The following is a 12,392-nucleotide window of genomic DNA, read 5'->3' on the forward strand; positions in this document are numbered from 1 at the left end:
ATACGCTCTATTTTACCAAATGTCACGTACCGCTACAATGAAAAGCTGTTTCCGAAAGAAAGCAAATAGAGCGCTGCGGCCCTATTTGCTGGTTGAGCTGCTATTTCTTCTTTTTCCGTTTCTGTTTCGGAGCATTCTGGAAGCCGCGTTTTTTCTTTTTCTTCTTCGGCTTAGTGAACCACTCCCCTTTTTCCTCAGACGGAGCTGGAGAAACAGGTGTATTGGTGCTTTGAACACGTTTTCTGGCAGGCTTTCCGCGTTTTCTGCTCCGGCTGCTGTCCAATTCTCTCGGACGCCGCGGAGTGCCTTTCATGCCGACAATTTCAAAGTCGATATTGCGCTCATCTTTATTGACATCGACAACCTTGACTGTGATTTCATCCCCGATGCGGAAGACGTTGCCTGTCCGCTCGCCGATCATTGCGAAATGCTGTTCGTCAAATCGGTAGTAGTCATCTGTCATAAAGCTGACGTGGACGAGTCCTTCAATTGTATTCGGCAGCTCGACGAACATTCCGAAGTTTGTCACAGAGCTGATCATGCCGTCAAACTCTTCACCGATTTTATCAAGCATGTATTCCGCTTTTTTCAGATCATCCGTCTCACGCTCGGCGTCAACTGCACGGCGCTCCATAGATGATGTATGTTCGGCGATATCCGGCAGGCGTTCAGCCCACTTTTCCTGTGTCGCTTCATCGACTTTGCCGTTGATCAAATACGTTCGGATCAGACGGTGGACGATTAAGTCCGGGTAACGGCGGATCGGCGATGTGAAATGCGTATAGAATTCCGTTGACAGACCGAAATGCCCCAAGCTTTGCGGGTCGTATTTCGCCTGTTTCATCGAACGGAGCATAACAGTAGATATAACCGTTTCCTCTGGTCTGTCACGCACAGCGTCCAGAATGCTTTGCAGCGCGCGCGGATGAATATTCCCCGCCGTTCCTTTCACCACATAGCCAAATGTCGTCACAAATTCTAAAAACTTTTGCAGCTTTTCAGCATTCGGCTCTTCGTGAATCCGGTATATAAACGGGACGTTCATCCAATGGAAATGCTCCGCCACTGTTTCGTTTGCTACAAGCATAAATTCTTCAATCAGCTTCTCGGCGACAGAGCGTTCTCTGATCACAACGTCTTTAACCGCTCCTTCGTCATCAACAAGCACCTTTGCTTCTTTGAAATCAAAGTCAACGGCGCCGCGGTCCATCCGCTTATCGCGCAGAATTTGAGCCAGACGCTCCATGTCTTTGAACATCGGAACAAGAGGCTCGTATTTTTGTTTCAGCTCTTCATCATCGTCAACAAGAATTTTATTCACATCTGAATATGTCATTCTTTCCGTTGTTTTGATGACACTTTGGAAGATCTCGTGCTCTGTCACCTGTCCCTGACTGTTAATTGTCATTTCACAAGAAAGCGTCAGGCGGTCAACCTTTGGATTTAAGGAGCAGATGCCGTTTGACAATCTGTGCGGAATCATCGGGATGACACGGTCAACCAGATACACACTTGTCCCTCTTTCAAGCGCTTCTTTGTCAATCGGCGAGTTTTCAGTTACGTAATGGCTGACATCAGCTATGTGAACGCCAAGCTTGTAGCTTCCATCATCAAGTTTCGTCACGGTAACTGCATCATCCAAATCCTTCGCATCCGCACCATCAATGGTGACAATCACCTGGTCACGGAGATCACGGCGGTCTTTCAGATCTTTTTCATCAATCGTGTCAGGCGTACTTGATGCCTGTTCCATCGCGTCAGCTGGAAATTCTCCCGGCAGGCCGTGCTTATGAATGACCGATAAAATATCAATGCCCGGGTCGTTTTTGTGGCCGAGAATGGTTTCAACCTCACCCTCTGCGTTCATGCGGCCTTCAGGATAGCTCGTCAGCTTGACAACAACCTTATGCCCTTCCGCAGCTCCATTTTTCCCATTTTTCGGAATGAAGATGTCACTCGTGATTTTTTTGTCGTCCGGAATGACAAAGCCGAAGTTTCTCGTTTCTGTATACGTGCCGACAACCCGCTGAATCGCTCTTTCTAAAATCCGTATGACGGTTCCTTCCTGCCTGGAGCCGCTTGACTGTGAATTCAGACGCACCATGACGATATCGCCGTTCATTGCCGTATTTAGCTCATTAGGCGGAATAAACACATCACTTAACGACGTATCCTCAGGCAGCAAAAAGGCGAATCCTTTCGCATGGGCTGAAATCTTTCCTTTTATTAAGTTCATCTTCTCCGGAATGCCGTAGCGGTCGCTTCTCGTCCGTACGATAAGCCCTTTTTCTTCCAAGGCAACTAACGCTTTGACGAGCTCTTTAAACTCCTCGGCTTCCGTAATATTTAACATCTCCTCAAGTTCCTGAACGGTCAGAGGTTTGTACGCCTCTTCCTTCATAAACGAGAGAAGCTTTTCCATAAATGCTTCTTTTTCCATTATCCGACCTCCTGTTGATTACCAATCGAGCTTCTCTAAAAATTCATACACATCCTGATGGACGAGGTCACGTTCTTTGTCGAGTGTAATGACATGCCCTGATTCCTCGTACCATTTCAGCTGTTTATCATCAGTTTCCACTTCGTTGTAAATAATATTGGCGCTTTCGGTATTAATCATGTGGTCATGACGGGCCTGCACCACAAATGTCGGTGAATAAATCATATCGACATTATTCCGCACATCAGCAATTAAGTCTTGCAGCGCCTTAAGGGTATTCATCGGCGTTTTTTCGAATTCCTTCATTTCCTCTTCAATTTGCTCCGGGCTTTTCCCCTCAAACTTTTTGTAATTGCGAGCGTATGAAAGAACGCCTTGATACATGACCTCTTCACTCTTAATATGCATCGGTGCGCACATTGGGACAATTCCCTTTATGGGTACAGTGTAACCCAATTTCAGCGAAAAAACCCCGCCAAGCGACAGTCCGCAGGCAGCAATGCTCTCATAGCCTTCAGATTTTAAGTATTCATAGCCATCCATTACGTTTTTCCACCAGTCTTCAGGCCCCGTATGTACAAGTTCTTCAGGCGGGACGCCATGTCCTTCATATTGAGGCGCGTGGCACGTATAGCCGCGTTCATTCAAATATCGTCCCAGCATCCTTACATCCGCTGTATTTCCTGTAAAGCCATGCAGCAAAAGCACCGCTTTGTCTCCGCCTTTAAATGTAAATGGTTTTGGTGTCACAACTTTCATGCTCATGTCTCCCTTTCTATCTGCACGATCATTTTAGTTTTCCACAGTTTAATCAGAAAAAAACGTTTTGAATATCATCAAGAAACGTGAAAAAGGCCTGACTTCACATCAGACCTTATACAAACATTGCCCTATAGGATATAAGCAAGCGCAATCGTTAACACGAAAAACAAGACTGCCAGCACTACCGTAATGCGGTGCAAAATTAAATCAAGACCTCTTGCTTTTTGTTTCCCGAAGAGCTGCTCCGCTCCGCCTGAAATCGCACCAGATAATCCGGCGCTTTTACTGGATTGAAGCAAAACGACAATAATAAGTGCAATGCTGACGATAACCAATAAGGTAATCAAAACTGCGTGCATCCCATACACCTCCAGACTCACTGGCTACATTACTTCTATTTTACATGAAAAGGGTTGGCATGTCACGCTGTATCAGACGCCAAAAGGCCGGATAAGACGTTTTATCTTGGTTACCCTATTCATAATGAAAAGGTCAAAGGAGAAAAGCGATGCCGCTTATCAGCATAGACAGCAGGAAACATCTTTTTTATGAAGAATATGGACAGGGAATTCCTATCATTTTTATCCACCCGCCGGGCATGGGACGCAAGGTTTTTTATTATCAGTGCCTTCTATCCAAGCATTTCAGGGTGATTTTTCCCGATTTAAGTGGCCACGGTGATAGTAATCACATCGATCAGCCAGCGTCTATTTCCTATTACGCAAACGAGATCGCGCAATTCATGGACGCTTTGCACATTGATAAAGCTGTGTTATTCGGGTATTCTGCCGGAGGCTTAATCGCGCAGCATATCGGCTTCACCCGCCCGGACAAAGTGTCACACCTTATTCTGTCCGGCGCCTACCCCGCTGTTCATAACGTAATCGGCCAGAAGCTGCACAAACTGGGAATGTATCTGCTTGAAAAAAACCCCGGTTTGCTCATGAAAATCCTCTCTGGCAGCCACACAAAAGACAGACAGCTTCGCAGCATATTAACAGACCATATGAAAAAAGCAGACCAGGCCCATTGGCATCAGTATTATCTGGATTCGCTTGGCTACAACTGCATTGAACAGCTGCCCCGCCTAGAAATGCCAATGCTGTTTATGTATGGCGGCCTGCGGGACTGGACCTTTACAAACGCAGGCTATTACCGAAGATCGTGCAGACATGCCGAATTTTTCAGATTGGAATATCAGGGACATCAATTGCCGACAAAACAATGGAAAACGTGCAATGAGCTGGTGACAGGGTTTGTGCTGACACATCATTCATAGGAATAGAAAACGCTTGGCTTCCTTGCGTTTTTTGTTACTTTATTGACTTTTGTCAACAAAATCATAGTAAAAAAGATCCTCAAATTTCAAATTAAAATAGTGAAGCATTTTACCAATCACAAGCTGCCCCGGCCTTCTTTCTCCATTCAGCACGCGGCTCAGTGTGGCGGGTGAGACTCCGATTTCCAGCGCAAGCTGATTAAGGGAATAATCGTTATTAACCATATACTGCAAGACATAATCACGTCTAATCTGTATCTTTTCTACTGGCACTTTCCTCACCTTCCATTCCTGAAAAACTTTTTTCTATACTTTTACATTACGGCTTATGTTAACTTTTGTCAATACATTTCCAGTCTACCTATTCCCTTTAGTCAATAAACATACTAAAATATGAGTAACAGTGAGGGACGGGGTGAGATATATGGAAAGCTTTGGCGAACAATTACGGGCATTGCGTGAAGAGAGAAAGTTAACAGTCAACCAGCTGGCGACTTATTCAGGCGTAAGCGCGGCCGGCATCTCCAGAATCGAAAACGGAAAACGGGGCGTTCCCAAACCTGCCACCATCAAAAAACTGGCAGAGGCCTTAAAAATTCCTTATGAGGGGCTTATGTACAAGGCTGGTTACATCGAAGAAGTGCATGAAGCCAGGGCCCCTTACGAAACGAAGTGCAAGCTGCTTGAAAAAGCGGAGGCCTATGACCTGAAAAACCTTGCGCTTCTTGAGAACGAAAAGTGGCAATATCTCAATAAAGAAGATTTGCTCATGCTGGATCATTATTTTTCGTTTATTTCAGACGAAGCCAAAAAACGGTCTGCTGATGACTGACTCTTGATAGAAATGTGAGGCGATAGACCATGTCACCGTTCGGACAGCAATTACGGGAGCTGCGCCGCGCCCGCAAACTGACAGTGAATCAGCTTGCGGTGTACTCAGGCATCAGCTCGGCCACCATTTCAAAAATTGAAAACGGCAAACGCGGGACGCCAAAACCCGCCACGATTAAAAAACTGGCAGCCGTCCTGAAAGTGCCGTACGAAAACCTAATGGCCGCCGCAGGCCATATTCAGGCCTTTCCTGAAGAAATCCGCGAAGCATCAGAAAGCTATCAATCCGTTTATGAAATTTACCAGACGGCTGTCACGCGCGGAGCGGAGCACCTCCCGATTTTCAATAGTCAAAAATGGGAACATCTCTCAAAGCAGGATATTGAAAATCTCAGCAAATACTTCGATTTTTTGTCTTCAGAAGCAAAAAAACGCGCCTCTTCCTCATAATCCCCTGTTTCTCTTTCTATATTTTATCAATCACGCTTGCATACCCTCCCTCGTTATTTGCGTTATAATAGTGACAGACGAGGTGAAAAGTATGAACCAATCAGAAATGTGTCCTAGATTTGAAAAAGCAGTCGACATCTTAAGTAAACGCTGGGTCGCTTTAATCGTATTTCAGCTCTTGAACGGGTCTCAGCGATTTAGCGAAATTGAAGCAGCACTTCCAAATCTAAGCGGCAGAGTTCTGTCAGAACGGCTGAAAGAACTTGAGCTTGAAGGAGTAGTGAAGCGGGATGTCATCCCTGAAACTCCGGTTCGCATCGAATATTCATTGACTGATAAAGGAAAGGCACTAGCACCCATTTTAGGTGAGATTTCTAAATGGGCGACTGAATGGATTGACCCTTCCTTTCTTGACTAATTGCTAAAACGGCTCTGATCTCAAAGATGAGAAAAGAGCCGTTTTTTATTTTTTCCCAGGTGAAAAAACGATTTCTCAGCCGATATATAGTACATCCACACATTACGTTTTTAAAGGAGACCACTATATGCGACTGACGATTTCCCGCAAATTCAGCCTGGTATTTTTGACACTGATCCTGATCAATTTACTTGTAGGCGGAATAGGCGTTCTTAATATGCAGCATATCATTCAAAAAACAGATGAAATCAACACAAAATGGATTGACGGCATCAAAGGAATCACTTCAATTAATTATGTAACCGAGCACCTGTCTTCTAAAGAAAAGGACTTTCTGATTTATACAGACAAAAGCAAAATGGATATACTTGATCAAGAAATGAATCAAATCATGGAAGACATTAACCAAAAGCTCGATAACTACGAAAAAACGATCTCCACTGATAAAGAGCAGAAACTGTTCGAGCAGCTTCAAACTGAAGTGAACACCTATATGGATATTCATGCGCAAATTATCGAAAGCGGCCGCACAAATGACATGGACAAAGCAAGAGGTTTATTGGTTCAGACTGAGGCCAGCTTTGAGGATATGAAAAAAACAATCACTCAGCTTGTTGACTTAAATCAAGAAGGGAGCAACACAGCGGTAAAAGAAACGAAGGCCGTCTATCATAAAGGGCTCATTTACACTGCTTTGCTTGTGGCAGCTTCGACCCTCATCAGCATTTTCATCTGGCTTTATATCACGCGAAACATTGTAAAGCCTATCATTCGCATGAAGGAATCTGCCAATCATATTGCCGAAGGCGATCTGTCGAACGATATGGAGCCGCTCAACTCAAAAGACGAGCTGGGTGATCTGAATGAAGCGCTGCAAAAAATGGTAGGGAATCTGAGAGATATTGTCGGATATTCTAAAGACATATCAAGCCGGGTTCTTTCTTCTTCGCAGGTGCTTGCAACCGCAACGAATGAAACAAGATCCGGCAGCAAACATATTACTGAAACGATGAACGAAATGGCTGAGGGCTCTGAACAGCAGGCCCAAGACGCGGTGACGATTGCCGAATCGATGAATGAGTTCACTGAAAACATTGATAAAGCCTATAATCACGGCATCACCATCAGCGATACGTCTCAAAACGTTCTCGAACTCGCGGTAAGCGGAAACGAAAATATGGCTACGTCATTACAGCAAATGAAAACCATCCACCATATCGTTCAAGAAGCCGTTCATAAAGTGAGATCACTTGAACAGCATTCTCAGGATATCAACAAGCTCGTTCAGGTCATCAACGGGATTGCCGAGCAGACGAATTTGCTGTCCCTTAACGCCGCGATTGAAGCTGCCCGCGCTGGAGAAAGCGGCAAAGGCTTCGCCGTTGTGGCTGATGAAGTCAGAAAGCTGGCTGACGGCGTTTCTGATTCCGTGCAGGACATTACCCGGATTGTAAACGGGACACAGCAGGAGATCCACACTGTCATTACGTACTTGGAAAGCAGCTTTACAGAAGTCGAAAAAGGAACGGAAAACCTGACAGACACCGGACAGGCTATGCAGCATATCAAACAATCCGTCACCCATGTTGCAGACAGCATTAAGGAAGTAACGGATGGCCTGAAGCAGTTAACAAACCAATCGATTGAAAATATCGCTTCTGTATCCGAAGAGTCTGCCGCCGGCATTGAAGAAACATTTTCAATTACCGAGCAATCCGCCCATTCGATGGATCAAGTGCTTCTAAATGCTGAAGAGCTTGAGCAGCTGGCCAATGAGCTTAATGAGAAGATGGGTCAGTTTACGATTTAAATAGAAAAAAGAGGCTGGACTCCAGCCTCTTTTTCTATTCTATGCAGCTGATTGAACATGTTTCGCCCCGGTTCTTTTTTTCTTCACCGGACTTAATGCCCGCTCCAACCAAGCCATGAGCAAATCCGCCCCTACCGCCATCACCGCAGTTGGTATCGCTCCGGCTAGAATAATCGCAGTTCCGTTTGTTGCGTTTGAGCCGCGGACAATCATGTCCCCAAGGCCTCCGGCACCGACAAATGTGCCGATCGCTGTAATTCCGATGGCAATGACGAGAGCCGTGCGAAGGCCCGCCATAATGACAGAAAGTGCGAGCGGGAGCTCAACCATTCTGAGTACTTGGAATTTCGTCATGCCCATTGCTTTTCCCGATTCTAAGTAGGCATGTTCAATACTGATAATGCCTGTGTACGTGTTTCGAATAATCGGCAGCAGGGAATACAGAAATAATGATAGAATCACGGTATTTGCGCCGAGCCCCATAACAAGCATTAAGACGGCCAGCATAGCGAGCGCCGGGATTGTTTGAATAACGTTTGTTACGGCAAACACCCAGGCTGACAAACGGCGAAAATGCGCGATGAGGATTCCGGCCGGAACCCCGACGACAGCGGCACACAATACGCCGTAAGCCGACATGAGAAAGTGGCGGCCGAATTCATCCATGACGTAACTGCCATTCTGCGCGTAATACGTCATTAACTGTTCAAGCACGTTCATTGACCTCTTCCCCCTTTCACGATTCGAAATAGCGATGTTTTTCTAAATATTCCTTGGCAACGACAGACGGTTCTTTGAGATTGCCGTCGACTTCATAGTTAAGCTCCTGCATCGTGGCTGTGTCGATTTTTCCGAGCATTTTCTTGATTATGCCTTCAAGCTCAGGATGTTCTTTGAGCACCTTTTCCGGAACAACCGGAGAGCAATCGTACGGCGGGAAAAATTGTTTGTCATCCTTTAGCATTTTGAGACCATAGGACTTGATTCTTCCATCGGTTGAATACGCAAGCACAATGTCCATCTTTCCGCTTTTCACCGCGTCGTACACAAGGCCGATCTGCATCGGATACGTGCCGCCGAATTTCATGCCGTAGGTTTTCGTAAAATCCTGATAGCCGTTTCCTTTGAGCTTCATCCAATAGTTATCAACGCCCAGCTTTAATTGCGGCGCCCATTTTTTAACGTCTGATACGGTCTCTAAATGGTATTGGTCGGCCAGTTCCTTGCTGACTGTAAAGGCATATGTATTATCAAACCCGTAGGAGTCATACCACTTTAAATCATATCTTTTTTTAAACTCCCGCTGAGTAAGCGCCAGCGCTTTGTCCGGATCTTTTTCAGGTTCCATTCTCAACGTGCCTGTCAGCGCGTCTCCCGTATATCTTGTGGCCGCAATGTCGATTTCCCCGTTCATTAAAGCCTGCTGCTGCACCGCGTTGGAGCCAAGATTTTTAATCGTTGTTGTTTTGAGATCAGTATGGTGTTCGATCAACTGGCCAAGCATGCTGGCGATGATTTCTGATTCGCTCATGCTTTGCGCGCCGATTTTAATGGTCTGGTCTGCAGCAGCGCTGAGACCAGGAAGCGAACAGCCGCTCAGCGTCAGCGTTGCCGCAAGTACTAAACCTATCATTAATTTGAGATATTTTCTTTTCATGAGCCGCCTCCTTATGACAATTCCTTCAATCTCTGCATGCCGGCAGGTGTCAGTTTTCGTTCAGCAACTGCCAGCACATAATCAATCACAATTGCCAATATCGTGACAGGTACCGCGCCCCCGATGATATATTCCGGCTGATATAAATTCAGTCCGATAAAAATGTAATCACCCAATCCGCCGCCTCCGATAAAGGAAGCAAGCGTGGCCCAGCCGATTAAGTAAATCGTCGATGTTCTGATTCCCGCCATGATTACTGGTGCGGCAAGCGGCAGCTCCACCAAGCGGACTTGTTCAGCCGGCGTCATTCCGATTCCTTTACCAGACTCGAGCAGATTTTTGTTGACGCCGCGAATGCCGGTATACGTGTTGCGAAGAATCGGCAATACGGAATAGAAAAACAAAGCCACAATGGCCGGAACCTTCCCTACACCAAGGAGCGGAATAAAAAAAGCGAGGATGGCCAGACTCGGCAGCGTCTGAATGATATTGACAATGCCGATAATGGTGCCGGCTCCTTTTTTCATTCTGGTAAGCACAACCCCGAGGGGGACGGCAACCAGCACACCTAAGATCACAGCAATGAGCGATATCGTAATATGCTCGTATGTTTTATAAAGAAGCTCGCCCCCATTGGTTTGCAAAAATTGAACAATATGATGCATGACTTATCGCCCCTCCCTATGACAATGCTGCGAGCTGCTTTTCTTCTCCCCAGAGGGAGTCATACACGATGTCGACCAGACTTGCCCTCGTCACAATTCCGATCAGGCGTCGGTCTTCATCCACAACGGGAACATATTTGACACCCCGTTTTAAAATTTTGCGGACCGTGTCGCGCAGCAGTGTGCCGCCCAGTACTGTGTATATATCTTCATGTAAAACTTCACTGACGAGATTGGCCTTTTTCCGGCATTGATCAATGATTTCAACATCGACATAGCCTTGCAGAACGCGCTCGTCATCGACGACCAGCAATGAATCGACCCGTTCCTGCCTCATCAGCTGAATGGCCTCAGAAAGCGTTTTATCCGCGGTGATCGTTACAGGCTGTGTGTTCATAATCTGGTCAACCCGTTCAACATCCGGGCTGGATGACTGAATCAGCCGCTCCTTGCCGATAAATTCCTCAACAAATTCGTCTGCCGGATTTCTTAAAATGTCATCGGGCGTTCCAACTTGAACGATTTCTCCCGCTTTTAAAATCACAATCCGGTCTGCCAGCTTAATCGCTTCATCCATATCGTGGGTAACAAATACGATGGTTTTATGTAAGGTTTTTTGCAGTTTTTTAAATTCTTCCTGGAGGGAATCCCTCGTAATCGGGTCGAGTGCCCCAAACGGTTCATCCATTAAGATAAGCGGCGGCTCCGCGGCAAGTGCCCGTAATACACCAATTCGCTGCTGCTGCCCCCCGCTTAATTCATGAGGGTAACGGTCTACATATTCTGGCCCCATATCGACCAATTTTAAAAGCTCACGCGCCCGCTCTTTCCGCTGCTGCTCCGGCCATTTCAGCAGTTTTGGGACGAGTGAGATATTCTGCTGAATGGTCATATGGGGAAACAGGCCGATCTGCTGAATCACATAGCCAATTTTGCGCCTGAGCTCTACAGGATCCTGGTCCATGATGTTTTCGCCGTCAATGAAAATCTTCCCGGCGGAAGGCTCAATTAATCGGTTAATCATTTTCATTGTTGTCGTTTTTCCGCAGCCGCTCGGCCCGATAAAGCAGATAAATTCGCCTTTTGCAATCTTAAGATTTACGTTGTTCACGGCTTTTTTGCCGCCCTTGTATGTTTTCGAGACATTTTCTAATGTCAGCAAACATCGCACCTCCAAAATTAAGTTTATTCAATTTGTTCAGTTTAAATTTAATTTTTCAGACAATTGAATGCTTCCCATTATAGAATAAAGTTTATAAAATAAAAAGTTTACAATTTGTTCATATTATTTATAAAGTATGTGTAAACGCTGATTTACCCGCATTGACGTGTGTTGATCTCCTTATTGCTCCAATTTCCTGCCAAATTCTCTTTTGACAGCATTTTCGCCGTATCAAAAATGTGGTATATTGACATCGGAATTGTTAGCTGAAAGGATGAAACCGTTGGAGAAAGATCCGTTAACGATCATTGAACAAGCCGAGGACCATTTTATAGAAAGAATCGCGGAAAACATGCATGCATTTGGAATGCCCTCTACCGTCGGACGAGTGCTGGGCATTATTTATATGAATCGAAAACCGATGACGCTTACGGAATTATCTGAGGCCACCGGCATGAGTAAAACACGTATGAGCCAGGTAGTGCGGGAAATGCTTGATGCCAACATTGCCGAGAAGGTATTCGAAAAAGGCGTGCGAAAAGATTTATATGAGGTTGAGCAGGACTACTATCAAACATTTATCACGCTGTTTTCAGCCACCTGGAGCAAAGTCGTCAGCAAAAACAAAATGATGCATAAAAAACTCAATCGGGAGCTGCTTAGCGTGTTGGATGAAGAGCTTACTCCTGAAGCGGAAGAAAAAGTGAATGAGCTGCTGAAGGAATTAAAGGAATGGCTCGATTATTATAATTGGCTCAGCCGTTTGATTGAGTTTTTTGAGAGCGAAGACATTTTTAAATATGTGCCGAAGCCGTAAAAAGTTCCCAAATTCAATTCTGGGAACTTTTTTAGTTCCAATCCAAATGGTTGAATATCAAACTTCAAGAAAACAAACAAAATAATGCATAGTTTACATTA

At 45.4% G+C, this 12,392-nt stretch carries 14 protein-coding genes; 6 read left to right on the forward strand and 8 right to left on the reverse strand.

The window, feature by feature from the left end:
• Positions 1–100: 100 nt before the first annotated feature.
• The 3 genes from rnr to secG form a co-directional block, all read right to left on the reverse strand.
• On the reverse strand, positions 101–2,440 hold the full coding sequence (gene rnr / locus MKY10_RS18055) for a ribonuclease R (protein ID WP_003228386.1): 2,340 nt from the start codon (positions 2,438–2,440) through the stop codon (positions 101–103).
• Between the two features lie 18 nt (positions 2,441–2,458).
• Positions 2,459–3,199 carry a carboxylesterase gene (locus MKY10_RS18060; RefSeq protein WP_003242610.1) on the reverse strand — a complete coding sequence of 247 codons (741 nt, stop codon included), beginning with the start codon at positions 3,197–3,199 and terminating at the stop codon, positions 2,459–2,461.
• A 131-nt stretch (positions 3,200–3,330) separates the two neighbouring features.
• Positions 3,331–3,561, reverse strand: coding sequence for a preprotein translocase subunit SecG (gene secG / locus MKY10_RS18065; protein WP_003220028.1), 231 nt, complete (start codon positions 3,559–3,561; stop codon positions 3,331–3,333).
• Positions 3,562–3,710: 149 nt separating this feature from the next.
• On the opposite strand from secG, the gene MKY10_RS18070 reads away from it, so the two are divergent.
• Positions 3,711–4,481, forward strand: coding sequence for an alpha/beta hydrolase (locus MKY10_RS18070; protein ID WP_048655196.1), 771 nt, complete (start codon positions 3,711–3,713; stop codon positions 4,479–4,481).
• Between the two features lie 39 nt (positions 4,482–4,520).
• Here MKY10_RS18070 and MKY10_RS18075 read toward each other — a convergent pair whose 3' ends face one another.
• Complete coding sequence (locus tag MKY10_RS18075) at positions 4,521–4,754, reverse strand: helix-turn-helix transcriptional regulator (RefSeq protein WP_009968172.1); 234 nt, start codon at positions 4,752–4,754, stop codon at positions 4,521–4,523.
• Between the two features lie 151 nt (positions 4,755–4,905).
• On the opposite strand from MKY10_RS18075, the gene rghR reads away from it, so the two are divergent.
• The 4 genes from rghR to MKY10_RS18095 all read left to right on the forward strand — a co-directional run bounded on the left by rghR (position 4,906) and on the right by MKY10_RS18095 (position 7,990).
• Positions 4,906–5,313 (forward strand): transcriptional repressor RghR, encoded by a 408-nt coding sequence (gene rghR / locus MKY10_RS18080; RefSeq protein ID WP_003220034.1) that lies wholly within the window; start codon positions 4,906–4,908, stop codon positions 5,311–5,313.
• A 29-nt stretch (positions 5,314–5,342) separates the two neighbouring features.
• Positions 5,343–5,762: a helix-turn-helix transcriptional regulator gene (locus MKY10_RS18085; RefSeq protein ID WP_014480905.1), complete on the forward strand. Its 420-nt coding sequence runs from the start codon at positions 5,343–5,345 to the stop codon at positions 5,760–5,762.
• A gap of 91 nt (positions 5,763–5,853) precedes the next feature.
• A complete protein-coding gene (gene catR, locus MKY10_RS18090) occupies positions 5,854–6,180 on the forward strand; it encodes a catDE operon transcriptional regulator CatR (RefSeq protein WP_003242888.1) in 327 nt (108 codons plus the stop codon).
• A gap of 127 nt (positions 6,181–6,307) precedes the next feature.
• Positions 6,308–7,990 carry a methyl-accepting chemotaxis protein gene (locus tag MKY10_RS18095; protein WP_015251220.1) on the forward strand — a complete coding sequence of 561 codons (1,683 nt, stop codon included), beginning with the start codon at positions 6,308–6,310 and terminating at the stop codon, positions 7,988–7,990.
• 39 nt (positions 7,991–8,029) lie between these two features.
• On the opposite strand, the gene opuBD is transcribed toward MKY10_RS18095, so the two are convergent.
• The 4 genes from opuBD to opuBA are packed head-to-tail and all read right to left on the reverse strand — an operon-like array spanning position 8,030 to position 11,474.
• The gene (gene opuBD / locus MKY10_RS18100; protein WP_014480907.1) at positions 8,030–8,710 is read right to left on the reverse strand and encodes a choline ABC transporter permease OpuBD; all 681 of its coding nucleotides are present in this window, start codon (positions 8,708–8,710) and stop codon (positions 8,030–8,032) included.
• A 16-nt stretch (positions 8,711–8,726) separates the two neighbouring features.
• Positions 8,727–9,647 carry a choline ABC transporter substrate-binding lipoprotein OpuBC gene (gene opuBC / locus MKY10_RS18105; RefSeq protein ID WP_015251219.1) on the reverse strand — a complete coding sequence of 307 codons (921 nt, stop codon included), beginning with the start codon at positions 9,645–9,647 and terminating at the stop codon, positions 8,727–8,729.
• An 11-nt stretch (positions 9,648–9,658) separates the two neighbouring features.
• Positions 9,659–10,312, reverse strand: a complete 654-nt coding sequence (opuBB, locus tag MKY10_RS18110; protein WP_003228370.1) for a choline ABC transporter permease OpuBB — start codon at positions 10,310–10,312, stop codon at positions 9,659–9,661.
• Positions 10,313–10,328: 16 nt separating this feature from the next.
• A complete protein-coding gene (gene opuBA / locus MKY10_RS18115) occupies positions 10,329–11,474 on the reverse strand; it encodes a choline ABC transporter ATP-binding protein OpuBA (protein WP_003228368.1) in 1,146 nt (381 codons plus the stop codon).
• A 283-nt stretch (positions 11,475–11,757) separates the two neighbouring features.
• On the opposite strand from opuBA, the gene MKY10_RS18120 reads away from it, so the two are divergent.
• Positions 11,758–12,291, forward strand: coding sequence for a GbsR/MarR family transcriptional regulator (locus MKY10_RS18120; RefSeq protein WP_003243347.1), 534 nt, complete (start codon positions 11,758–11,760; stop codon positions 12,289–12,291).
• Positions 12,292–12,392: the final 101 nt, after the last annotated feature.

The organism is Bacillus sp. FSL P4-0290, from assembly GCF_037975435.1.
GTDB lineage: Bacteria > Bacillota > Bacilli > Bacillales > Bacillaceae > Bacillus > Bacillus subtilis.

What these genes read in the sequence shown, in the direction of transcription:
- rnr (WP_003228386.1), bottom strand. Translation starts at nt 2,440, where the DNA reads ATGGAAAAAGAAGCATTTATGGAAAAGCTTCTCTCGTTTATGAAGGAA.
- MKY10_RS18060 (WP_003242610.1), bottom strand. Translation starts at nt 3,199, where the DNA reads ATGAAAGTTGTGACACCAAAACCATTTACATTTAAAGGCGGAGACAAA.
- secG (WP_003220028.1), bottom strand. Translation starts at nt 3,561, where the DNA reads ATGCACGCAGTTTTGATTACCTTATTGGTTATCGTCAGCATTGCACTT.
- MKY10_RS18070 (WP_048655196.1), top strand. Translation starts at nt 3,711, where the DNA reads ATGCCGCTTATCAGCATAGACAGCAGGAAACATCTTTTTTATGAAGAA.
- rghR (WP_003220034.1), top strand. Translation starts at nt 4,906, where the DNA reads ATGGAAAGCTTTGGCGAACAATTACGGGCATTGCGTGAAGAGAGAAAG.
- MKY10_RS18085 (WP_014480905.1), top strand. Translation starts at nt 5,343, where the DNA reads ATGTCACCGTTCGGACAGCAATTACGGGAGCTGCGCCGCGCCCGCAAA.
- catR (WP_003242888.1), top strand. Translation starts at nt 5,854, where the DNA reads ATGAACCAATCAGAAATGTGTCCTAGATTTGAAAAAGCAGTCGACATC.
- MKY10_RS18095 (WP_015251220.1), top strand. Translation starts at nt 6,308, where the DNA reads ATGCGACTGACGATTTCCCGCAAATTCAGCCTGGTATTTTTGACACTG.
- opuBD (WP_014480907.1), bottom strand. Translation starts at nt 8,710, where the DNA reads ATGAACGTGCTTGAACAGTTAATGACGTATTACGCGCAGAATGGCAGT.
- opuBC (WP_015251219.1), bottom strand. Translation starts at nt 9,647, where the DNA reads ATGAAAAGAAAATATCTCAAATTAATGATAGGTTTAGTACTTGCGGCA.
- opuBB (WP_003228370.1), bottom strand. Translation starts at nt 10,312, where the DNA reads ATGCATCATATTGTTCAATTTTTGCAAACCAATGGGGGCGAGCTTCTT.